The 21,686-nt window shown below is 61.9% G+C and carries 19 protein-coding genes; 12 read left to right on the top strand and 7 right to left on the bottom strand.

What is annotated here, in order from left to right; all coding sequences use genetic code 11:
- Genes E4M07_RS15350 through E4M07_RS15370 form a run of 5 tightly spaced genes read left to right on the top strand, consistent with a single transcriptional unit; the run spans position 1 to position 5,232 of the window.
- Positions 1–1,668, top strand: a complete 1,668-nt coding sequence (locus E4M07_RS15350) for a tripartite tricarboxylate transporter permease (RefSeq protein WP_136659258.1) — start codon at positions 1–3, stop codon at positions 1,666–1,668.
- Positions 1,669–1,678: 10 nt separating this feature from the next.
- Positions 1,679–2,464 (top strand): SDR family oxidoreductase, encoded by a 786-nt coding sequence (locus E4M07_RS15355; protein WP_136659259.1) that lies wholly within the window; start codon positions 1,679–1,681, stop codon positions 2,462–2,464.
- Between the two features lie 10 nt (positions 2,465–2,474).
- The gene (locus E4M07_RS15360; protein ID WP_246660470.1) at positions 2,475–4,202 is read left to right on the top strand and encodes a thiamine pyrophosphate-binding protein; all 1,728 of its coding nucleotides are present in this window, start codon (positions 2,475–2,477) and stop codon (positions 4,200–4,202) included.
- Between the two features lie 24 nt (positions 4,203–4,226).
- Positions 4,227–4,574, top strand: coding sequence for an NIPSNAP family protein (locus tag E4M07_RS15365; RefSeq protein ID WP_136659260.1), 348 nt, complete (start codon positions 4,227–4,229; stop codon positions 4,572–4,574).
- 28 nt (positions 4,575–4,602) lie between these two features.
- Positions 4,603–5,232 carry a glutathione S-transferase N-terminal domain-containing protein gene (locus E4M07_RS15370; RefSeq protein ID WP_136659261.1) on the top strand — a complete coding sequence of 210 codons (630 nt, stop codon included), beginning with the start codon at positions 4,603–4,605 and terminating at the stop codon, positions 5,230–5,232.
- On the opposite strand, the gene E4M07_RS15375 is transcribed toward E4M07_RS15370, so the two are convergent.
- Entirely contained in the window at positions 5,229–6,155 is a 927-nt protein-coding gene (locus E4M07_RS15375) for a sugar kinase (RefSeq protein ID WP_136659262.1), read from the bottom strand. The two genes, E4M07_RS15370 and E4M07_RS15375, sit on opposite strands and share 4 nt — an antisense overlap.
- Before the next feature lie 146 nt (positions 6,156–6,301).
- On the opposite strand from E4M07_RS15375, the gene E4M07_RS15380 reads away from it, so the two are divergent.
- Entirely contained in the window at positions 6,302–6,484 is a 183-nt protein-coding gene (locus tag E4M07_RS15380; RefSeq protein WP_136659263.1) for a hypothetical protein, read from the top strand.
- Between the two features lie 62 nt (positions 6,485–6,546).
- Here E4M07_RS15380 and E4M07_RS15385 read toward each other — a convergent pair whose 3' ends face one another.
- The 3 genes from E4M07_RS15385 to E4M07_RS15395 all read right to left on the bottom strand — a co-directional run bounded on the left by E4M07_RS15385 (position 6,547) and on the right by E4M07_RS15395 (position 11,068).
- A complete protein-coding gene (locus tag E4M07_RS15385; protein ID WP_206057279.1) occupies positions 6,547–7,071 on the bottom strand; it encodes a helix-turn-helix transcriptional regulator in 525 nt (174 codons plus the stop codon).
- Between the two features lie 142 nt (positions 7,072–7,213).
- The gene (locus E4M07_RS15390) at positions 7,214–7,792 is read right to left on the bottom strand and encodes a LuxR C-terminal-related transcriptional regulator (RefSeq protein ID WP_206057280.1); all 579 of its coding nucleotides are present in this window, start codon (positions 7,790–7,792) and stop codon (positions 7,214–7,216) included.
- Positions 7,793–8,017: 225 nt separating this feature from the next.
- Positions 8,018–11,068 carry a right-handed parallel beta-helix repeat-containing protein gene (locus E4M07_RS15395; protein ID WP_136659264.1) on the bottom strand — a complete coding sequence of 1,017 codons (3,051 nt, stop codon included), beginning with the start codon at positions 11,066–11,068 and terminating at the stop codon, positions 8,018–8,020.
- A 408-nt stretch (positions 11,069–11,476) separates the two neighbouring features.
- Here E4M07_RS15395 and E4M07_RS15400 point away from each other — a divergent pair, with 408 nt between their 5' ends.
- Entirely contained in the window at positions 11,477–12,646 is a 1,170-nt protein-coding gene (locus E4M07_RS15400; RefSeq protein WP_136659265.1) for a M20 aminoacylase family protein, read from the top strand.
- Between the two features lie 2 nt (positions 12,647–12,648).
- Here the strand turns inward: E4M07_RS15400 and E4M07_RS15405 are convergent, their stop codons facing one another.
- Together E4M07_RS15405 and E4M07_RS15410 are read right to left on the bottom strand one after the other, a co-directional pair.
- On the bottom strand, positions 12,649–13,116 hold the full coding sequence (locus tag E4M07_RS15405) for a group III truncated hemoglobin (RefSeq protein WP_136659266.1): 468 nt from the start codon (positions 13,114–13,116) through the stop codon (positions 12,649–12,651).
- Between the two features lie 82 nt (positions 13,117–13,198).
- Positions 13,199–14,026 (bottom strand): glycosyltransferase family 4 protein, encoded by an 828-nt coding sequence (locus E4M07_RS15410; RefSeq protein WP_348640522.1) that lies wholly within the window; start codon positions 14,024–14,026, stop codon positions 13,199–13,201.
- A gap of 355 nt (positions 14,027–14,381) precedes the next feature.
- Here E4M07_RS15410 and E4M07_RS15415 point away from each other — a divergent pair, with 355 nt between their 5' ends.
- The 4 genes from E4M07_RS15415 (at position 14,382) to E4M07_RS15430 (ending at position 18,962) form a co-directional block, all read left to right on the top strand.
- Positions 14,382–15,977, top strand: coding sequence for a glycosyltransferase (locus tag E4M07_RS15415; protein ID WP_169054239.1), 1,596 nt, complete (start codon positions 14,382–14,384; stop codon positions 15,975–15,977).
- Complete coding sequence (locus E4M07_RS15420) at positions 15,974–16,771, top strand: glycosyltransferase family 25 protein (protein WP_136659269.1); 798 nt, start codon at positions 15,974–15,976, stop codon at positions 16,769–16,771. The genes E4M07_RS15415 and E4M07_RS15420 overlap by 4 nt, the downstream gene beginning before the upstream one ends.
- A gap of 85 nt (positions 16,772–16,856) precedes the next feature.
- Complete coding sequence (locus E4M07_RS15425) at positions 16,857–17,648, top strand: 3D domain-containing protein (protein ID WP_136659270.1); 792 nt, start codon at positions 16,857–16,859, stop codon at positions 17,646–17,648.
- Between the two features lie 156 nt (positions 17,649–17,804).
- A complete protein-coding gene (locus tag E4M07_RS15430) occupies positions 17,805–18,962 on the top strand; it encodes an alpha-hydroxy acid oxidase (protein ID WP_136659271.1) in 1,158 nt (385 codons plus the stop codon).
- A 3-nt stretch (positions 18,963–18,965) separates the two neighbouring features.
- Here E4M07_RS15430 and fumC read toward each other — a convergent pair whose 3' ends face one another.
- The gene (gene fumC, locus E4M07_RS15435; RefSeq protein ID WP_136659272.1) at positions 18,966–20,369 is read right to left on the bottom strand and encodes a class II fumarate hydratase; all 1,404 of its coding nucleotides are present in this window, start codon (positions 20,367–20,369) and stop codon (positions 18,966–18,968) included.
- 230 nt (positions 20,370–20,599) lie between these two features.
- Here fumC and E4M07_RS15440 point away from each other — a divergent pair, with 230 nt between their 5' ends.
- Positions 20,600–21,652, top strand: coding sequence for an MBL fold metallo-hydrolase (locus tag E4M07_RS15440; RefSeq protein ID WP_169054240.1), 1,053 nt, complete (start codon positions 20,600–20,602; stop codon positions 21,650–21,652).
- Positions 21,653–21,686: the final 34 nt, after the last annotated feature.

Raw genomic sequence — 21,686 nt, forward strand, 5'->3', positions numbered from 1 at the left:
ATGGACCTTTTCCAGAACCTCGCCGCTGCAGCGCCGCAGCTTTTCACCGTCTCGACCATGCTTTTGATGATGGTCGGAACGCTCGCCGGCCTGCTGGCCGGGGCCATCCCGGGCTTCACCATTGCCATGGCCGTGGTGCTCGTCCTGCCGTTCACCTTCACCATGTCGGCCGTCCAGGGGCTCGCGACGATGATCGCCGTTTATGTCGGCGGCCTGTCGGGCGGCCTGATGTCCGGCATCCTGACCGGCATTCCCGGAACGCCCTCCTCGGTCGCCACCACGTTCGACGGCTACCCGCTGGCGCGTTCGGGCAAGCCGGGCCTGGCGCTCGGTATCGGCGTGTGGTCCTCCTTTTTCGGCGGCGTCATCGCCTCCATCGTGCTGATGGTCGTCGCGCCTCAACTGGCGCTGATCGGCCTCGAGTTCCAGCCGGTTGACTACTTCGCGCTGATCATTTTCGCGCTCACCGTCACGGCGAGCCTCGCCGGCGACCAGATGCTCAAGGGCCTGATGGCGGCGCTGTTCGGGCTGCTGGTCGCAACCGTCGGATCGGACGTGGTGTTCGGCCAGCCGCGCTTCACCTTCGGCATCGATTCGGCGACCCAGGGCTTTGCCTTCCTGCCGGTGCTCGTCGGGCTCTTCGCCTTCAGCCGGCTGCTCAACGACGTGCGCGACCCGGAAGCGGCGCACAAGGCGCTGGGCGGCCACGACGCCCATGCCGTCAATATCGACTACATCCACTCGGCCAAGGAGGTGCTGAAGCGCTGGGGCAATGTCATCCGCTCCTCGATCATCGGCGTCTTCGTCGGCGTGCTGCCGGCGGCCGGCAGCACCATCTCCAACATCCTTGCCTACGACCAGGCGAAGAAGACGTCGCGCGAACACGAGGAATTCGGTAAGGGCGCCGTCGACGGCATCATCGCGCCGGAATCGGCAAACAACGCGACCGCCGGCGGCGCGCTGATCGTGATGATGGCGCTGGGCCTGCCGGGCGACATCATGACGGCGATCATGCTTGGCGCCCTGCTCATCCACGACGTCATTCCGAGCCCGTCCTTCATCTCGGACGAACCGGTGATCGCCTATTCGATCTTCCTCGCCTTCTTCGTCGCCAATTTCATGATGCTGGCGCTGCAATCGGTGACGCTGCGCGGCTTCGTGCTTGTGACCAAGGTCAAGATGTACATGCTGACTGCGGTGATCCTGTTCTACTGCGCACTCGGCATCTTCGCGCTCAACAATGTCGGCTACGACATGTGGACGCTGTTCATCTTCGGCGTGGTCGGCTTCGTCCTGCGCGCCTTCGGCTTCCCGATCGTGCCGATGGTCCTCGGCGTCGTGCTCGGCCAGATCGCCGAGGCCCGTCTCAGCCAGGTCTTCGCCCGGTCGGATGACATCACCATTTTCCTGAGCCGGCCGTGGTCGCTGTTCTTCCTGCTGCTCGCCGCGTTCTCGATCTTTTTCCCGTCCTACCAGAAGCACCGCGGCAAGGCGGCCTGGACAAAATACTATCCGCCGGCGCTGCTTTTCGTCATGGCCTTGCCGGTTTTCATGATGCCCGGTTTTATAAGGCCCTCGATCGCCGTCGCCATGGCGGTCGGCGGCATTGCCCTTGCGGTCATGCGGCTGCGTGAGCCGGCACGGCCGAAAGAGGAAGTTCAGCAGTAGGAAGAAAAACATGGACCTTGGAATTAAAGGAAAAACGGCACTCGTTCTCGGCGCATCGCAGGGAATCGGGCGCGCCATTGCGGAAGCACTGGCCGAGGAAGGCGCCAATGTGGTGCTCGTCGCGCGCAATGGGGAGGCGCTCGAGGGCCTTGCTGCGGACATCGCCGGCAAACACGGGGTGGAGGCGACCCCCTGCCCGGTCGACCTGTCCGACCCGCTGGCGGTCACCGCATTCTGCACCCGCATCGAAAACGAGTTCAAACCGGACATGCTGGTCAACAACGCGGGCGGCCCGCCGCCCTCCCCCTCGACCGGCGTTTCCGACGAAGTCTGGCACAATTCGACGCAGATGATGCTGTTCAGCATCGTGCGGGTCACCGAGGCGGCGCTTCCGGCCATGAAGGCGCGCGGCTGGGGCCGCATCGTGGCGGTTGGCTCCTCCGGCGTCGTTCAGCCGATCCCCAACCTTGCGGTGTCGAACACCATCCGCGGCGCCGTGGCGGGCTTCTTAAAGACGCTCTCAGCCGAGGTTGCCGGCAACGGCATCACCGTCAACATGGTCCTGCCCGGCAAGATCGAAACCGCCCGCCTCGGTCGGCTCGACAGCGCGCGGGCCGAGCGCGAGGGCAAGTCGCTGGAAGAAGTGCGGGCGGCATCCCAGGCCGAACTGCCCATCAAGCGCTACGGCCAACCGGAGGAATTCGCCAAGGTCGCGGTTTTCCTGCTTTCCGATGCGGCAAGCTACGTCACCGGGCAGATCACCCGCGTCGACGGCGGCCTGATCCGCAGCATCTGAGGTACCGGGCATGAACCAGCAGGCACCGGATGTGAAAGCGAACGGCGGAATGCGGCCACGGCACGGCGGCCGCGTCCTGGCCGACCAGCTGCGCATTCTAGGCGCGGACACGGTGTTCTGCGTCCCGGGCGAGAGTTTTCTCGGGCTGCTGGACGGCCTTTACGACCACCGCAACAGCATCAAGGTGATCACCTGCCGCCACGAGGCGGGCGCATCGAACATGGCGGACGCCTATGCGAAGATGACCGGCAAGCCCGGCATCTGCGCCGTGACCCGCGGCCCCGGCGCCACCAATGCGTCCAACGGCATTCACACGGCTTTCCAGGATTCGTCGCCGATGATCGTCCTCATCGGCCAGGTCGGCCGGGGCATGATCGACCGTGAGGCCTTCCAGGAGATCGACTATCGCCGCATGTTCGGAGAAATGGCCAAGTGGATCGCCCAGATCGACGATGCGGCGCGAATTCCCGAATACCTCTCGCGAGCGTGGAAGGTCGCGCTCTCCGGCCGCCCGGGACCGGTTGTCCTGGCGCTGCCGGAGGACATGCTGACCGACGTGGTCGAGACCGGCGACGCGCGCGCGACGCCGGTTGCGGAAAGCGCACCGTCGCCCTCGGCGATGAAGTCCCTCGAAACGCTGATGGCAAACGCCGAGCGGCCGCTGCTCGTTGTCGGCGGACCGTCCTGGAACCGGGACTGCGCCGAAAAAGCGCTGGCTTTCGCCGAGCGCACGGGCCTGCCGGTGGCCGCCTCGTTCCGCTGCCAGGACTATGTCGACAACGCGCACCTGAACTATGTCGGCGCCGTCGGCATTGCGCCGCTTCCGGACCTCAGGCGGCGCATCCGGGAGGAGGTCGACCTGCTGATCGCCGTCGGTCCGCGTTTCGGCGAGATGACGACGCAGGGCTATTCGCTGATCGATATTCCAAATCCGAGAATGAAATTCGTCCATGTGCATCCGGGTCCTGAAGAGCTGGGACAGGTCTATGCGCCGGATCTCGCCGTCAACGCGATGCCGGCTGCGTTCTGGCAGGCGACCGACGCGATCGCGTCCGGCGACGGGGCGATACGCTGGTCCGGCTGGCGGACCGGAAACCGCAACAGTTACGAGGCGTTCCTCGCGCCGACGGCGGTTCCGGGCGATCTCAACATGTCGGAGATCATGCGGCACATAACACGGACCATGCCGGCAGATACGGTGATCGCCAACGGCGCCGGAAACTACTCTGTCTGGGTGCACCGGTTTGTCCAGCACAGGACCTTCCGGTCGCAACTGGCGCCGACCAGCGGTTCGATGGGCTACGGCGTACCCGCCGCCATTGCCGCCAAGCTCGCCGCACCGCAACGCGAGGTGATCAGCATTTCCGGTGACGGCTGCTTCCTGATGACATCGCAGGAAATGGCGACGGCCATGAAGTACGGCCTGGGTGTCATCTACATTGTCGTCAATAACGGCATGTACGGCACGATCCGCATGCATCAGGAGCGCAATCATCCTGGCCGCACGCTCGGTACGGCGCTCACCAACCCGGATTTCGTGGCCTACGCTCAGGCCTTCGGCATTGCAGGCGAGAAAGTGACCGCGACCGACCAGTTCCCCGCCGCACTTGAACGGGCCCGCGCGGCACGGGACGGCTACCTGATCGAACTCGTCGTCGATCCCGAGGCACTGACGCCGACGCAAACGCTATCGGCAGCGCGGGCGCAGGGAAAGGCCCGGCAGTTGGAACATACTTAGACAGGCAGGCAACAGAGGAAGACCATGATCGTCGAGGAACGGATCTATTCGCTGCAGGTCGGGACGGCACCCGAATATCTCAGGCTTTACGAGGCGGAAGGGCTTGCCATCCAGCGTCCGATCCTCGGCCGCATGGTCGGCTATTTCACCACCGAGATCGGCCCGCTGCACCAGATCGTGCACCTGTGGGCCTATAGGGACCTCGCTGAACGAAGCGAGCGGCGCGCCCGCCTCGCCGCCGACGAAGGCTGGAAAGCCTATGTGCAGAAAATCCGCCCCTTTGTCGTCAGCCAGGAAAACAAGATCCTGATACCGGCGCCGTTCAGCCCGTGGGCGCAGGACGATCCGGCTCTCGACATGGCGCGCCCCTGATACACACCCAAGCACACGGAAGAAATTGATGATTGATCTTTATACCTGGACCACACCCAACGGCCGCAAGGTCTCGATATTGCTCGAGGAACTCGGTGTCGAATACAACGCGCATCCGATCAATATCGGCCAGGGCGACCAGAAGACGCCTGAGTTCCTGGAAATCGGCCCCAACAACAAGATCCCGGCGATCGTCGACCAGGACAACGGCCTGAAGCTGATGGAATCGGGCGCCATCATGATCTATCTCGCCGAGAAATACGGCAATTTCCTGCCGACCGATCCGATGGCGCGTATCCGGGTCATCGAATGGCTGATGTGGCAGATGGGCGGTCTCGGCCCGATGGCCGGCCAGGTGCATCATTTCGTGCATTTCAATCCCGGCAAGGCCGAATATGCCGAGGAGCGTTTCTCGGCCGAGGCCAACCGCCTTTACGGCGTTCTCGACAAGCGGCTCGAAGGCCGCGAATTCATTGTCGACGACTACTCGATCGCAGACATGGCCTGCTGGCCCTGGGTGTCACGCTACGAATGGCAGCAGATCGATCTGACGCAGTATCCGAACGTGCGGGACTGGTACCGGCGGATCGCGGCGCGCGAGGCGGTGCAGCGCGGCTATCACGTGCCGAAAAAGGTCGGCGAGATCCCGCCCGGCTAGGCCAGGGAGTCTGCCGGAACGATCGCGCCGCGGACGCCGATCACCCGCGCGGCGCGGTTATGGCCCGCCAGCATCGCCTCGGACAAGGACGCCCCGGCAAGGTATTCGGCAAGAAATGCGCCGTTGAAGCTGTCGCCGGCGGCGGTGGTGTCGACCACCTTTTCGGCCGCGGCGAACCGCAGTTCGGTATCCGCCGCGCCATTGATCGGCACCGGGCCCTCGGCGCCGCGCTTGAGCGCACCGATGCCGATGCCGCAGGCCTCCAGTCTCGCCAGCGCGGCCGCGGCGTCCCTGTCGCCGAACAACGCTATCTCGTCATCCACAGAGGGAAGCCCGATATCGCAGTTGAGCCAGGCCCGCGACACGGTCTGCCGCGCGGCATCGGCGCTTTCCCAGAGCCGCGGGCGGTAATTGGAATCGAAGGCGAAGAGGCCGCCCCGCTGCCGAAAATCCGAAATCCAGTCGAGCAGTTCGCCCCGCACGGCCGGGGTCAGGATCGCCAGCGTGATCGCCGAAAGATAGACAACGTCAAAACCGTCGAGGGCCGAGAAATCCGGGGCGCCGGCGGTGCAGAACAGATTTCGGGCAGCGGCGTTCTCGCGCCAGTAGGAAAACGAGCGCTCGCCGTCCGCATCGGTGCTGATGGCGTATAGGCCCGGCAACAGCGCCTCGTCGCGCGCGATGGCCGCCGCGGAAACGCCTTCGGCTTCGATGAACGCCAGCATGTCATCGGAGAACCTGTCCCGGCCGACCCGGGAGACGAAGGCGACGTCATGGGCGCCGGGGCGTTCGCGGGCCAGGTAGACGGCCGTGTTCAGCGTATCGCCGGCATAGCCGATCCGCGCGGTGCGGCCATCGGCCTCCAGTGACAGTTCCACCATGGCTTCGCCCACGCAGGCGATTCGGCGGCGTGGCTTGCCCATAGGTTCGATCCTCGTATTCAGCGTGTTCGGCGCCCCGGCGGGGTGGGGGTTGGATTACAGAACTGTAATGCTGCGTCAAGGTATCGTCCACAAATGCGCCCTACATGAACCATAAACACAATGTGGGAGAAAGGAGTGGATGTATCATGACAAAACACAACTCCCCGAAAACGGCCGATCCGCTCGACATGATGGTGAAGGCCCGCCTGATTCGCTGGCGCTGCATGACCCGTGCAGCGGGCGCGCTGACAAGCGCGGCAAAGTCCTATGTCGAAAACGGCCGGTCGCATCCCAATCCGCTGCAAATGCGCGGACTGGATGTCGGCTGAATGACACGCACGCCGGATCGGTGTTTCAGCAACCCGGTCCGGGGTGAGGCGTCAATCCTGCCTCAGTGCAGTATCGCTCCTTGCGGCTCCTTCAAATCCGCGGCAAGCAGATCTTCAATGAAAATGCTCAAAAGTTGCGGACGGCCGTTGACTCCGGCCTTCCGGTAGATGGCGTTGCACTGCGCCTTGACGGTTCCCGTGCTCGTATTTCGAAGTTCGGCGATATCGGAAATCTGCAATCCCTTCAGCGACAGCAGCGCCACGTCGCGCTCTGACGGTGTCAGCCCCCATTCGTTGAAATACTGATCCACCAGACCCATGAATTCGCCCGATGCCGCCCGGAGCTGGTCGAGCAGCCTGCCCTGGCGCGTCAGGACCTTCCTGATGTTTGCGGCCGTGTATGCCAGGCTGAGGATAAGCGCCACGATAACCGCGAATTCCGCGATATGGGTCAGATCCTCCGTTTCTTCGGTTTCCCATCCGATCAGGTCACCAGAAACCTCCGCAAGCAGGAAAACGGCGCAAACCGCCTGAAGCAAAAGCAGAAGCCACAAATATGTGCCACCCGGCATATTGTTGGATACCATTCCGATCCCGTCCCGTCTCAATAGTCAGCCGCGTCGCCGGCCTCGCCGATTCCTCGTTTTCGCGACCGGCCGACCACAAGTATACATTTCTGTTTGATTTCCCACAGCCGAGGCAGTCGCCACGACGACCGACAGTGCCGGATCAGAAAGTTCGCGGCTCTTTTTCACCGGATTTCGGACAACGCTCGCCGCACTCCGGAACGCCCTTGGCAATGAGTTCGTCGATGAACAGGCTCAGCAATTGCGGTCTGCCGGTGACGCCTGCCTTGCGATAGATCGATGCGCATTGGGCCTTGATGGTTCCGAGTTTCGTATTGCGGAGCTGGGCAATATCGGAAATCATCAGGCCCTTGATGGCCAGGAGCGCCACATCGCGTTCGGAGGGTGTCAGCTCCCACTCGTCGAAATGCTGCTGAACGAGATCAAAAAAGGCGCCGGTCGCGGCCCGCAGGAGCTCGTCCGTGCGTTTGTGGCGGTGCATTAGCCGGTGGATGATGTATCCGGTGGAAACGAAGCTGAAAGACAAAAGAACAATAACGATGAACTCAAAAGCGTGCGTGTGCGAATTCTGCTGGCGCTTGCCATCCTGCGCCGCCTGCGGCGTCAGCGATTCCTGGTAGAACTCCCAGCCGACCTCGATCACCAACAACACCACGCAAAGTGCCTGGAGAGCCATCAGGCCCCACAGACCGGTGCGATCCTGACCAGTGTTATCCGGCATATCAACGCAATTCCCATCTGTTTGCGTGTCCGTGCCGCCTGTCCAGGCAATATTAGGGCGCGGACATCTTAAGCCAGGCCCGATTGCCCGGCTGTGCGTCGCCTGCGGCCCGATGCACCCCTGGACCGGACCTTTCGCAAGCCGACGGGAGTATGTCGCCCCGGTTTCCCGTCATTCAGAAAACCCGGATGGCTCGACACCATCCGGGACATTGGCCCCTTTTGTTCAACAGCCGTCCGTGAATGTTTGCAGCACGCTCGAAGGGTCGATAACGTCCAGCGTTCCGGTGAAGCTGTTCGGATCGAGCTGTCCGCACAGCGCGCCGCCCGGCGCCACCGTTGCGATATTCGGGCTGAGCAGCGAAGTCGTCAGGTCGGCCACAATAGCGTCGAACTCGGCATTGCTGATGCCGATCGACGCGGCCGCATCGCGCATCTCCTGGAGGATTGCAGGATCGCCCGTCACCGCGCCCTCGATGAGCGCGACAACCAGTGAAGACGGCGTCAGATGATTGTCGGTTCCCGCGAAATGGAAAACATCGCCCGCAACACTGCCGAACCGGTTTCCGCCGAGTACGAGTTCGTTTGCCTCGTGGATCACCAGGCCGTGACCCGCACCATTGGCGCCGGCACCGAAAATCGCGTTGCCGGAAACGAGAGCGAAATTCCCGGCAATGAACTCGATGCCGTTCGAACCCGAATCGGTGATCGTGTTGCCGACGACAATCGCGCTGTTGTCATCTTCAAAATAGATACCGCTTTGATAGTCTTCGTCCGTATCAAGCCCGGTTCGCTCGATGGTATTGCCGACCACTGCCACAAATCCGGGGAGCGATGTTTCCGGCGGACCAAGGAACAGCGAACCGTTGTTGCTGCCAAAAAAGATCCCTTCCCAGCCGGTGTCGGTAATGGTGTTGTATGCGACAAGGGCAAGGCTGTTGTCATCGCCAAAGGCAATGCCCTCCTCATTCGTGTTCGAGATCGTGTTGCGCAGGACCGCCAGGGCGACATTATTCTCGTCGATCTTGATTCCGGCGCCGCCGGTATTGTCGATGCTGTTTTCGGCAATGACGAAATCGCTGTTGCCGCTTTCGACATCGATGCCTTCGTCGTCGGTGTTGCGGATCGTGTTGTCGGCAATGGTGAAGTCGCTGTTGTCGTCGCCAATATCTACCGCATCGTCGCCGGAGCCATCTATCGTATTGCCAAGTATGGCGAAATCGGAGTTGTCGTGATCGAGCTGGATAGCGTCGTCGCCGATGTTTTCCAGCGTATTTTGGCTAATGACTACACCGGCGCCATAGTCATCGACGTAAATGCCGTCCTCCCCGACAGTGTCGAGGACATTGGCTATGATCTGGATGTCCCTGGCGTCATCCTCGATGTAGATGCCGTCTCCACCGATATCCTCGAACCGGTTTCCAACAAATGTGGCATTCGACAGACTGCTTCCGACAAGTTCGCTGTCATCGTCAAAAAACCGGATCGCACTGTGCGACGTGTTGCGGAATGTATTGTCGGCAACAACGAAGTCGCTCGCCCAGGATGAGCTGTAGATACTCGCTGTCTGGGTCGTGAACAGGTTGTTGGAGATCGTAACGTCATCGTTGAGAGTTTCGAACCATAGCGCAACATGACCGCCTTCTTCAGGATCCAATCCATCAAACGTGTTTCCGGAAATGTTGATGCGGCTGTTGTTCGCGTTGAACGCAATTGCGTTCTCGGTGAATTCGATATGATTGTTCAGGAACGACAGATCGCGGTTATCGCTGCCCAAAAGAATTCCGTAGATGGGTGCGCCGAGCAGGTCATTTTGTTCAAAGACGACATTTTGAAGATCATCCAGGGCATAGTCGGGCTCTAGTTCGGGACAGTCGGGAATCGGCCTGAGAAAACCATGGTCAGCGATGCCGTGATCTGCGTCCGAGGCATTCAGGGTTAGTCCCGCGATATGGATGCCGCTGCTTCCATCATCCAGCCTCAGTATGGTCTCAACCTCACCGGTCAGGGTCGGTCGTCCACCTGAAGCCGTGAACGGCGCGACCGTGCCGCTGCTTGCGCCGCGCAGCAGGATCGCGCTGCCGCCGCCCTGCACCGTCTGGCTGTCCTCCAGCGTGACACCGCCAAGGGATGTCACGTCGATCACCATACCGCCGTCGCTGACGATGATATGGGTGTTGGCGCCCTGTCCGATCGCCGCCTGCAGCGTTGCCAGGTCATCGGCATACGCAACACGATCGAGCGCAACATCGGTGAGGTGATCGACAACGGCTTCGCTGCCGGATGCACCGGTAACGATGTCGGTATCACGCACGATCCCGTCAAGCATGCGCCGCTCTTGCGGATTGAGGGTTGCCAAGCGAGCAGACCCGCCCTCGCCGACGAATTCCGCTATTTCCCCGAACGGAATTCGCAGCTTCAGACCGGCCTGATGACGCGCCTGGCGGACATCGTCAAAGGTGAATTCATAACCGGCGGTGAGCTGCGAGCCGGGCATCGTTTCAATGATGTCCGGCACCCGCAGCTCAAGTCGCGCCTTGCCGCCTGCGACCTCCTGATCGACGTCGCTGCTATCAAAGTAGTAGCCGCCGCCATAGGCCCTGAGTTCGACGCCGGAAAACGCCTCGCCCAGTTGCTCGAACGGTAGGCGGATGCCGGCCTCGGCGTCCACACCGCCGAGGGCGACTTCCTGGCCGCCGACCATGAATATGCCGTTGCCTTGCAGGAACACCTGCGTCAGTCCGGCGCCCCCGGCCTGTGGGTCGGTCAACGGTATGTAGAAATTCGCGCGGAAATCGTAGTTATGGGAGAGCGCCTCGAGCCCGCCTGAAACCTGCCAGAACGTGTTGTTGAGACTTGAGGAACGGATATCGGCGCCAACCCAGGCCCCGAGGTTGAAGCCGCTGTCCATCATGCGGCGATAGCCCAAGGCGAAATTGCCCTCTTCGTTGCCGACCTCGAACAGTTTGCCCTTCAGGTCAACAAAGAACAGGCTGTCAGGCGTCTGGGAAATCGGTGCGAAGACGGTCACCTCGCCGCGGCTCGTGTTTTCGGACCCGTAATAGCCGCCCAGTTCGAACCAGCCGTGCCATTTGCCGAAAGAGTGAATTGCCGTCGGCGAGTCTTCCGCCTTCGCACCGATACCGAAGCCGACATACAGCGCGATGATGATGGCGAAACGCTGCAGGCGCCGGCTTGCGGGGGGCAGGGAACGCCCAGTTGCAGGGGCAGAAGTGCGTTCCGCTAATCCGGCCCCAATCCGTTCTTCTGAAAACAAAGCCGTCCTACTAGATTCGAACGGCCGCTGCGGGCTGACGCAATTGCGCCCGTCCACGTGACAATCCCCCGATGTCAGCATAGTGTCCCCTGATATGTCCGCGCCATGTGTCGCAGCGCCTGGAACCCGTCCTGGGAAGTTCAGAGCTGGACAAATCGCTTAGGCCACGTGGCGGGGACAATTCCCATTGCGCATAGGTTTAAACGGGGCCGCCTATTACAAAGGTTTACTTAGATTCTGTCGATATTCCCCCTTGTCCTTGCGATATCGTCGTTTATTTGCTGAATAGAATCGTTTTCGAATGCGTAACCAAACAATCGGCTGTGCTTGCCTGTACTCTCGAGTCGGATACGAATACGCTGCGGCTCGACGGCGGCGAATGCGGCCGCGATTCCCATAGGATCTAGAATGTATATAAAAAACAATCGCATCGCCGATATTGTTCCGGAAGTGACGGAATGGCGCCGCTGGCTGCACCGCCACCCCGAGCTTTTGTTCGACCTTCCGGAAACGGCCCGATTCGTGGCCGCACGGCTGCGCGAGATCGGCGTTGATGAGATCCACGAAAATGTCGCCGAGACCGGTGTCGTGGCGATCATCAACGGCGCGACCGACGGACCGTCAATCGGGCTGCGGGCCGACATGGACGCGCTGCCGATCGAGGAGATCTCGGGTGTCGAGCATGCCTCCGAGACGCCCGGGAACATGCATGCCTGCGGCCATGACGGCCACAGCGCGATGCTGCTCGGGGCCGCGAAGGTCCTCGCGGAAACGCGCAATTTCGCCGGCAAGGCGGTGCTGATATTCCAACCCGCGGAAGAAGGCGGCGTCGGCGCCAAGGCGATGATGGACAGCGGCCTTTTCGGCAGGCTCGGCCTCAACGAGATCTACGGTATGCACAACATGCCCAACATGGCCGTCGGCGAGTTCGGGCTTTGCGACGGACCGACGCTCGCGGCAACGGATTTTTTCTACATCGACATCGAGGGCGTCGGCGGGCACGCGTCGCAGCCGCACAAGTGCGTCGACCCGCTGGCCGCCGCCAACGCAATCTACAACGGGTTCCAGTCGATCATCACCCGCAATACCGACCCGGCGAAGAACGGGCTGATCTCGATCACCGCAATGCAGGCGGGCGAGGCCAACAACGTGATACCGCTGACTGCTTCGATCAAGGGCACGGTGCGCAACCTGCACGAGGATACGCGCGACATCATTGAGCGGCGCATGCACGAAATCGTCGACGGTGTTGCCAAAAGCCACGGGGTGAAAGCGGTTCTCCAATACGAGCGGCTCTGTCCCGTCACGGTCAACCACAGCGACCAGGTGGCGCGTGCGGCGGAGGCCGCCGTCAAGGTCGTCGGCGAAGAGAAGGTCGATCGCGAGCAGCCGGCGCGACTCGGCGGCGAAGACTTTTCCTACATGCTCCAGGAGCATCCCGGTGCCATCATATTCATCGGCAACGGCGATTCAGCGGGGCTGCATCATCCCGAATACGATTTCAACGACGAGGCGATCCCCTACGGCATTGCCTATTGGGCAAAGCTCGTGGAAGACCGGCTGCCGCTTGCGCAGTAGTTTCAGGCGGCGGCCGGGCCGGCTGGCGGCGTGCTGCGATCTTGCAGCCTCTCGCCGGGTGCGAGCAGCACGCCCTGATATTGGGCAATTCCCATTTCGAGGCTTTGCGCAATGTTGCGCGCCCTTTCGACAAAATGTTCGGCAGCGGCGGGCGTACAGACCTCCCGGGCGGTTGCCTCGAACAGCGCCAGCCACCGGTCGAAATGATCCGCCGACACAGGCAGCGGCGCATGTTTCTGCATGGGCCGGCCATGATAGCGCCCGGTGAGGAGCGCCACGGACGACCAGAAGGCAAACATCTGCTGCAAGTGCGGCTCCCAGTCGGTGATGCGATCGGCAAACACCGGGCCAAGCAGCGGGTCGGTGCGCACCCGATCGTAGAAGCGGCGCACGAGCCGCTCGATCAGCGCCTCGGTGATGCCGGTCCGCTCTGTTATTTCCCGCGAAATCTTCGCGCGCCGCTCATTCATCGGTGGTCCGTCCTGTTGCGTTCAGAAAATGTCGCGGTGCGGAACCGGATTCAAGCGGATGAATTGCCGCAGGCCGCCGGGCCTAACGGGGATCCTCGAACAGGCCGGAAATGATCGGCGTCAACGTCTGCTCCAGTGCCCGTTCGGTAAAACGCTCGCCGATGAGGGCCCTGCCCTCGCCAATGAGCCGCTCGCGCAGCGGCTGGTCCCGGCCCAACTTCCGGAGCGCTGCGACACAGTCTTCCGGTGTTTCGGCTCTCAGCCAGTGCCGTCCTTCCACGAGATCGAGGCCTTCGACGGCCTTGGCGGTCGCGATCACCGGCAGTCCCACCGCGAGGGCCTCGAGGACTTTCAACCTCGAGCCGCCACCGAGCCGCAAGGGCACGACTACCGCGTCGCAAGCGTCATAGACTTCGCCAAGGGACGGCGGGTCGGCGATGAGCTCGACACCCTCCTGCGCCTCGATCCAGCGCCGGATCCTGCGCTTCGGATTGCGCCCGGCTATGACCAGCCGCAGGTCCGGAAACTGCGATCTTACCCGCGGCCAGATGCGGTGAAGCAGCATGTCGATCGCGTCGACATTGGGCGCATATCTCAAATGACCGACAAACAGCAGACGCCGGACGGTTTCCCGGCAGCCCCGTGCGGCGGACAGACCCTCCAGCGCCCAGGCCGGGGCGATGTTGGGAACGATACGGATCCTGGCCGCCTCGCGCGCGTCACCCATGAGCGCCGCCAGCCGGTTGCGGTCGTCCTGTGTCGGCACCAGGACGAGGTCGCAAAGCCGGGCCGCCTGCCGGTCGCCATTGCGGACATTTTCGAGCGCGCCGCCGGCGCCCAGTTTCCGCCAAAAGCGCCGCAGCCCGCGCGCATCGCCGAAGTGCTGTTCCTCCCACAGCGCACTTTCCACGTTGTGGCAATCCAGCACCAGGCGCGGCGGATCTGTTAGTCTTCGCGATCGAAGAAATTCACAAAACTTTAACAATCCGACGCCCTCAATCAACAGTAAGTCGGGCTTTTCGCGGTCGATATACTTGACGAATTCCAGAACACATGCATCATCTGGCGCCAGAAGAGTTGGGGCGCTCTTTCGGCCGGTCATCCTTCGACCCGAAACATTAAATTCTTGCGGTGACACAACTTTCACGTCGGCGATCGGCTGCAGCGCCTGTCTCACAGCGTCATTCCTGAGATCAGCGCCGGAAACGGGCCGCTCGAACGGGTCGATGACGAACTGAATGGTTCTTAGTAGGCGGTTCTGCTGCATGATTCCGAGGATAATTCATCAAACCTGGCGCGATGGAAACATTCCCGGCGAATATTCCGAGCTGGTGGACAGCTGGCAACGGCTCAATCCGGGCTGGGATTACCGTCTCTGGACCGACGAGGATCTCGACCGGTTCGTGGCGGAACACTTTCCGGATTTCCTGGATCAGTTTCGCGGCTACCCGAATCCCGTGCAGCGCGCCGATGCCGGCCGCTACATGCTGCTTTACGTTTATGGCGGCGTTTATGCGGATATGGATACGCGCTGCAACGAGCCCTTCGACCTGCTCAGCGACGAGGAGCGCGTCGTCCTGGCGCATGAGCCGATCGAGCACCTGTACGAGTATTGCCGGGTGCGGCAAATGGACCACCTTCTGTTCAACGGCACGATCGTCAGTCCGCAGGGCCACCCGTTCTGGCTCACCATATTCGAGGCCATGCGGCGCAGCCGCCATTCCGTCGACGTCATGGATTCGACCGGACCGGTGCTGTTGACGAATTGTGCCTTGCGATACGAGGCTCCCGAGAGCCTGTGCATCAATTCATGCCATCTCTTCAATCCGCTGACGAAGCAAAAGCTGGAATCCGAGGCCGGTGTTTTCGGCGATTATGCCGGTCACAGGCTTTCAACCCATTACTGGTTCGGCACCTGGTACCAGGACTGGCACGAAACGCCGCTGCGCCGGATCAAGAAAGTCGTCAGGCGGACCCGCTACCGGCTCACCCGCGGCGAATATCTTTCCCGCGAGGAAGCGCGGTCGCAGGTCGACCGGAACATCCTTGAAGAGCCGCTGAGCGCGGTTACTTCGGTCGAGGATCAGAATATCAGCTGCCTTCTGCCGGTCCGTGATGCGGAACCCTTCCTCGATCGCTGCGTCGAATTGCTGAGCGCGCTGGATCACCCGAAGGAGCGCATCAGGATCGCATTCTGCGAGGGCGACAGCACGGATGACACCTGGAACAAACTGCAAGGCCTTTGCGAAGAACTGCGTTCGGAGTTCGCCGAGGTGCTGTGCCTGAAAAAGGAAACCGGCAACAACTTCAGCCGCAAGGAGCGCTGGAAGCCGAAAATCCAGAAATTGCGGAGAAGCGGGCTGGCAAAGGTCCGCAACCATCTCCTGGACAACGCACTGGACGATGACACCGACTGGGTGCTGTGGATCGACGCCGACGTCAACGATTACCCGCCGGACATGCTGAAAACGCTGCTGCGCGAGCGCGAGAAGATCGTCGCACCCAATTGCGTGCTCGAACCGGGCGGTCCGTCCTACGACCTCAACAGTTTCACGGTGACGGACGAAAGGCGCGACAGCGGCTACTACAAGCATGTCCGCAACGGATTGTACGTACCACCGATCAAAACGCCCAGACGCCTGCATTTCAACGACCTGCGAAGTTGCGAACGGGTCGAGCTGTTCGGCGTCGGCGGCACCATGTTGCTGGTTCACGCCTCGGTGCACCGCGCCGGCGTGCGCTTTCCGGAGATCCCCTACCAGGACCTTCTGGAAACCGAGGGCTTCGGCTACTGGGCGCGCGACTGCGGCGTCATTCCGATCGGGCTGCCGAACGCGGAAATAAGGCACGTGCGCTCATGACAGGCCGGCATGGAAATATCGCTGCCTTTGTGCTGACCTTCGACGGGGCCGGTGTCCTGCGCCGCGATTCGGTCACACGGCAGATGCGTCAGTTCAGGCCGGAGATTTCCTGGCAACTGGTGTCCGGTTACGGCGCGCAGGACACCGAACTCGCACAGCACTACGATGCCGCGCTCAACAGGAAGCATTCGAAACGACCGCTCGGAGGCGGCGAAATCGCCGCCTATGCCGGTCACCGCAAGATGATGCGGCAGTTCCTCGCAACCGGTCTTCCCTTCGGGCTGTTCCTTGAGGACGACTTTTCTCCTCTGGACATGAATGGCCGCTGGCATCACCTGCTCGATCACGTGGACGGCGTGATGGGAAGCAAGGACATGCTCAAACTGTTCGATTTCGGACCGCCGAGAACCGGGTTTGTCGATCATGAGACCCACGGGCCGGTCAAAATGGTGAAACCGCTCAGCGTTGGAGCCGGCGCTGTCGGCTACGTCCTCAGCCGGGACGGTGCGCGCAAGATTCTTGCCCGCAAACGGTTCTTCCGGCAGATCGACGAGGATATCAAGTATTTCTGGGAGCTCGATCTCGATATTTGGGCGGTCCGCCCGCAGATGATCAGCGAGATCAGCGACATGCTGGGCGGAAGTTTCCTGAAGGCGGAGCGCGACGCGATAAAACAAAGCCACCGAAGCATCGCCACGTCCATGAAGGGCAACTACCTGGCGCTGAGGAAGATGGCGCTCAACCGTATACACCGGTACGGGGTGGCCGGTCGCACCCGATCCCGGGGCTACTGAAACGGGATCACAAATCCGCAATCCGATCGGCTATACTGGCCGGCGGCAGATCCTGAACCGGCGCAAACAGTGGGCACGGCAGCCGATGGGTTTTATCAAAACCGCAACAACCGCACTTCTGGTCGCCGTCCTGCTGGCGGGGCCGTCAGCGGCATCCGATGATCCCCTCGAATTCTGCTACGAAGCGCCGAAGGACCTGTCCAAACACCGGCACCTGGTGCTGTGGGGCACCTACTACCACACCAAGATCGCGCAAGACAGCAAGAGCGGAATTGACCTGCTCGACGCGCACAACAAGCCGATCGGTCCGAAACTCGACCGCGAGAATTGGTGCAAGGCGGCGCTCGAGGGCGCGGCGGTCGTCGCCATGCCGGACGGCAGCAAGGTGATCGTCAATGTGCGCGATGCCGACGGGCCGTCACAGGTCAATTGCGACAGCTATTATCCCCATCTCCACGCCCGCGCACGCATCGGCATGCGCCACACGCGCTTCTTCAAGGTCACATCGCCCAAAGTGAAGTACGGATACGGCATCGACAACATGCCGCTTGCGGCTTTCCGGACCATCGCGGTGGACCGGCGCCAGTTTCCCATCCGCTACCGGGCGCTGCTCTATATCCCCAAGCTCAAGGGTCGCAAACTGACCCTCCACGACGGGACGGCCATCACCCACGACGGGTATGTTTTCGCGGCGGACACCGGGAGCGGGATCAGGGGCCACCATATCGATTTCTACACGGGTTTCGTCAACGAGAACCCGTTTCCCGACCTTGCCGGCGGCGCTTCCCACACCTTTTCGGCCTATCTCGTCAAGGACGAGACCATCCGCAAACAGCTGCTTGAGCTGCACTCGGATAAGCCGGCCGCCGGCAACTGAATGCCGCTTCGACGCAACTGGTAAAGAAATTTGTCCAATATAGGCCCGACGGCTTGTCAGCCTTCCCGGCATCGTTATGATGCGCGCAGATCGGACGCGGGGAATTGCCGAGAGCGCCGGATCGATGCTGCCAGGGGTGAGTAATGGAGAAGTGCAATGGCGCCCATTCTTGAAGTCGCGGATCTGAAGAAACGCGCCCAATCGCGCGTCCCGAAAATGTTCTTCGATTACGCGGATTCAGGCTCCTGGACGGAAAGCACCTATCAAGCCAACGAAAGCGATTTCAGCCAGATTATCCTGCGCCAGCGCGTTGCCGTCGACATGACAAACCGGTCGCTGGCGACCACCATGATCGGCCAGGACGTGACGATGCCCCTGGCCCTGTCCCCCGTCGGTTTTTGCGGCATGCAGTGGGCCGACGGTGAAATTCTGGCCGCCCAGGCGGCGGAGGAGATCGGTGTTCCGTTCACACTGTCGACGATGAGCATCTGCTCGATCGAGGACGTGGCGGAAAACACGAACAAACCGTTCTGGTTCCAGCTTTACGTCATGCGCGACAAGGAGTTTGTCGGCAACCTGATCGACAGGGCGAAGGCGGCGGGGTGTTCCGCGCTGGTCGTGACGCTCGACCTGCAGATCCTCGGTCAGCGCCACAAGGACCTGCGCAACGGCCTTTCGGCGCCGCCGAAATTCACGCCCAAGCACATGTGGCAGATCGGCACCTGCCCGTCCTGGTGCATGGCCATGGCAAAAACCAAGCGGCGCACCTTCCGCAACATCGTCGGCCATGCCAAGGGCGTTTCCAACCTGTCGTCGCTCAGCGCATGGACGGCCGAGCAGTTCGATCCGACGCTGTCCTGGAACGACATTGAGTGGATCAAGGAGCGCTGGGGCGGTCCGGTTATCCTGAAGGGCATCCTCGATCCGGAGGACGCCAGGAAAGCCGTCGACACCGGAGCGGACGCGATCATCGTTTCCAATCATGGCGGTCGGCAGCTTGATGGCGCCCCTTCCTCGATCCGCGGGCTGCCTGCCATCGTCGATGCCGTGGGCGATCAGATCGAGGTGCACGTGGATGGCGGAATCCGTTCCGGCCAGGATATCCTGAAGGCGTTGTGCCTCGGCGCGAAGGGCACCTATGTCGGCCGGCCGTACCTTTACGGCCTCGGCGCCCAGGGCAAGGCCGGTGTCGCAAGGATGTTCGAGATCCTGCGCACCGAACTCGACACGACGATGGCCCTTTGCGGCGAACGCAGGGTCACCGATCTCAGCCGCGCCAACCTGTTCAGCGCGTTCGGCGAGCGGCTGAACTGATTGCTATGAAGGCCCGATCATGTGTTCGGGCCTGACGGTGGCGTCGAATTCCTCGGCCGTCACATAACCGAGCCGCAGCGCCTCCTCGCGCAGGGTCGTGCCGTTCTTGTGCGCGGCCTTGGCGATCTCGGTCGCCTTGTCATAGCCGATCTTCGGGGCTAGCGCGGTGACCAGCATCAGCGATCGCTCCATCAACGCCTCGATATGCTCGCGGTTTGCCTTGATGCCGACGACGCAGCGGTCGGCGAAGCTGCGCGAGGCCTCGGCCAGAAGCTCGACCGACTGCAGCAGGTTGTAGGCCAGCAGCGGCTTGTAGACATTGAGCTCGAACTGCCCCTGGCTGCCTGCCATCGACACCGCCGTCTGGTTGCCCATCACCTGGACGCAGACCATGGTCATGGCCTCGCATTGCGTCGGGTTGACCTTGCCGGGCATGATCGAAGAGCCGGGCTCGTTTTCCGGTAGCGACAGCTCGCCGAGCCCGGAACGGGGACCGGAACCCAGATAACGGATGTCGTTGGCGATCTTGAACAGCGACGCGGCGATGGTGTTGAGCGCGCCATGGGCAAAGACGTAGGCGTCGTGGGTGGCAAGGGCCTCGAACTTGTTCGGTGCCGCCATGAACGGAAGGCCGGTCAGTTCTTCGACCGCCGCGGCGAACTTCACGTCGAAACCCTTGACCGAATTGAGGCCGGTGCCGACCGCGGTGCCGCCCTGGGCAAGTTGGTAAAGGCCGTCGAGGGCGGGGGCCAGCCGCTCGATGCCGTTGGCAATCTGGGCCGCGTAGCCGGAAAATTCCTGGCCCAGGGTCAGCGGCGTGGCGTCCTGCGTGTGGGTCCGCCCGATCTTGACGATGTCGGCGAATTCTTTCGACTTGGCATCGACGGCCGCGTGGATGTGCTGCAGCGCCGGGATCAGCGTGCCGTTGATCTCGCGCGCGGCGGCGATGTGCATGGCCGTGGGAAACGTATCGTTGGATGATTGCCCCATATTGACATGGTCGTTCGGGTGGACCGGGTCCTTGGAGCCGATCTGGCCGCCCATCAGTTCAATGGCACGGTTGGAGATCACCTCGTTGGCATTCATGTTGGATTGGGTCCCGGAGCCGGTCTGCCAGACGACCAGCGGGAAATTGTCGTTAAAACGGCCCTCGGTAACTTCGCGGGCCGCCTGCACGATCGCGTCTGCCCGCGCCTGGTCGAGCTTGCCCATTCCCAGATTGACCCTGGCCGCCGCCTGCTTGATGACACCGAGCGCCGAGATCAGCGGCCGCGGCAGCGTCTCGCCGCCGATCGGGAAGTTGATGAGGGAACGCGCCGTCTGGGCGCCGTAATACTTTTCGGCCGGAACCTCCAGCTCGCCGAAGGAATCGGATTCAATCCGTTTCGCACCATCCTTGTCAGCCATGATCTCCACCTGTTGTTGTTGCCCGCCTGAGCCGTAGTATTGCGGACCGCCATCGTCAACTTATGACAGTGCCGCGTCAGCACATTGACCGGCGTCCCTGCGGGAAAGCGGTTTGCCGGAACCCGCGGAATCGTTGATCGAATACCGTCAATTAATCCGCACAATAATATCGATTATTCTCTCAATATCATTTATTATCCATTTTGGGAGGTAACAGTATGAAATTATCGATGTTAAATTTGTGCGCCATAGCCGGTATCGGCCTGGCGCTTTCCGTTTCAGCAGCGGCAGCCGAGCCGTGCATGAAGGTGACGCTGACGGGCACGCAGGGCGGCCCGCCGCTTTTCAACGGACAGGCCGGCGCCGGCACGCTTGTGCAGTATGGCGACGAGACCAACGGCTGCAGTGCCGTGAAGCTGCAATTCGACACCGGTCGCGGCACCAATATGCGCCTGTCGCAGATGAAGGTCCCCGTCGGCAAGATCGACGCCATCTTCTTCACCCACATGCATTCGGACCACACGGAAGGCCTGCACGACATCCTGCAGCTGCGCTGGCATTTCAACTCCGGCGGACCCAAGGTCGATGTCGTGTGCAGCGACGACGCGAAATCGCCACTGGGCCATACGTTGAGCTGCAGCCGCTATGTCACGCATATCGGCGATTCGCTGATTGAATCGGGGGAGATCGCCCAGCGTCTGGCGGAAAACAAGAAACGCCTCGCGGGCGGCCCGGCCGACCTCGTCAATGTGATGACATTCGCACCGGGCGGCGAGCCGGTGGAGGTCTGGCAAAAGGGTGACGTCAAGGTCTCGGCCATCGGCTCGCGGCACATTCCAGGCCATGCGTCCTACCGTGTCGACACGCCGGCAGGAAGCGTCGTCGTGGGCGGCGACGCGGGCAACGACAAGCCCGCGCCGCCACGCTCCTCCTCGACATCGGAACAGGTCGAGAAACTGGCCGCGGGCGCCGACGTGCTCGTTCATTCGACCATCCATCCGGTGATGGGCCCCGACAAGGACAGCGGGTTTCCGCCGCCGATCTATTTCCGTCAGAGCAACGCCGCCGACCTCGGCGCGCTGTCCAAACGGGCGGGTGTTAAGAACCTCGTGCTGACGCACCTGATCCCGCCGATGGGCGCCGCCAAGCAGGGTCCCTACCCGATCCCGGGCGGAGCGCTCGACGAAGCCGCCTACAAGGATGCGGTCTCCGCAAGCGGCTTTGAAGGCAACACCGTCGTCGGAACCGATCTGGTCACGATTACCCTGCCTGAGGGGAGCTAGGCGGCCGCAACTGCCTGCATGCGAAAGGCCCGCC

Source organism: Nitratireductor sp. XY-223 (assembly GCF_004959855.1).
Taxonomy (GTDB): domain Bacteria; phylum Pseudomonadota; class Alphaproteobacteria; order Rhizobiales; family Rhizobiaceae; genus Hoeflea_A.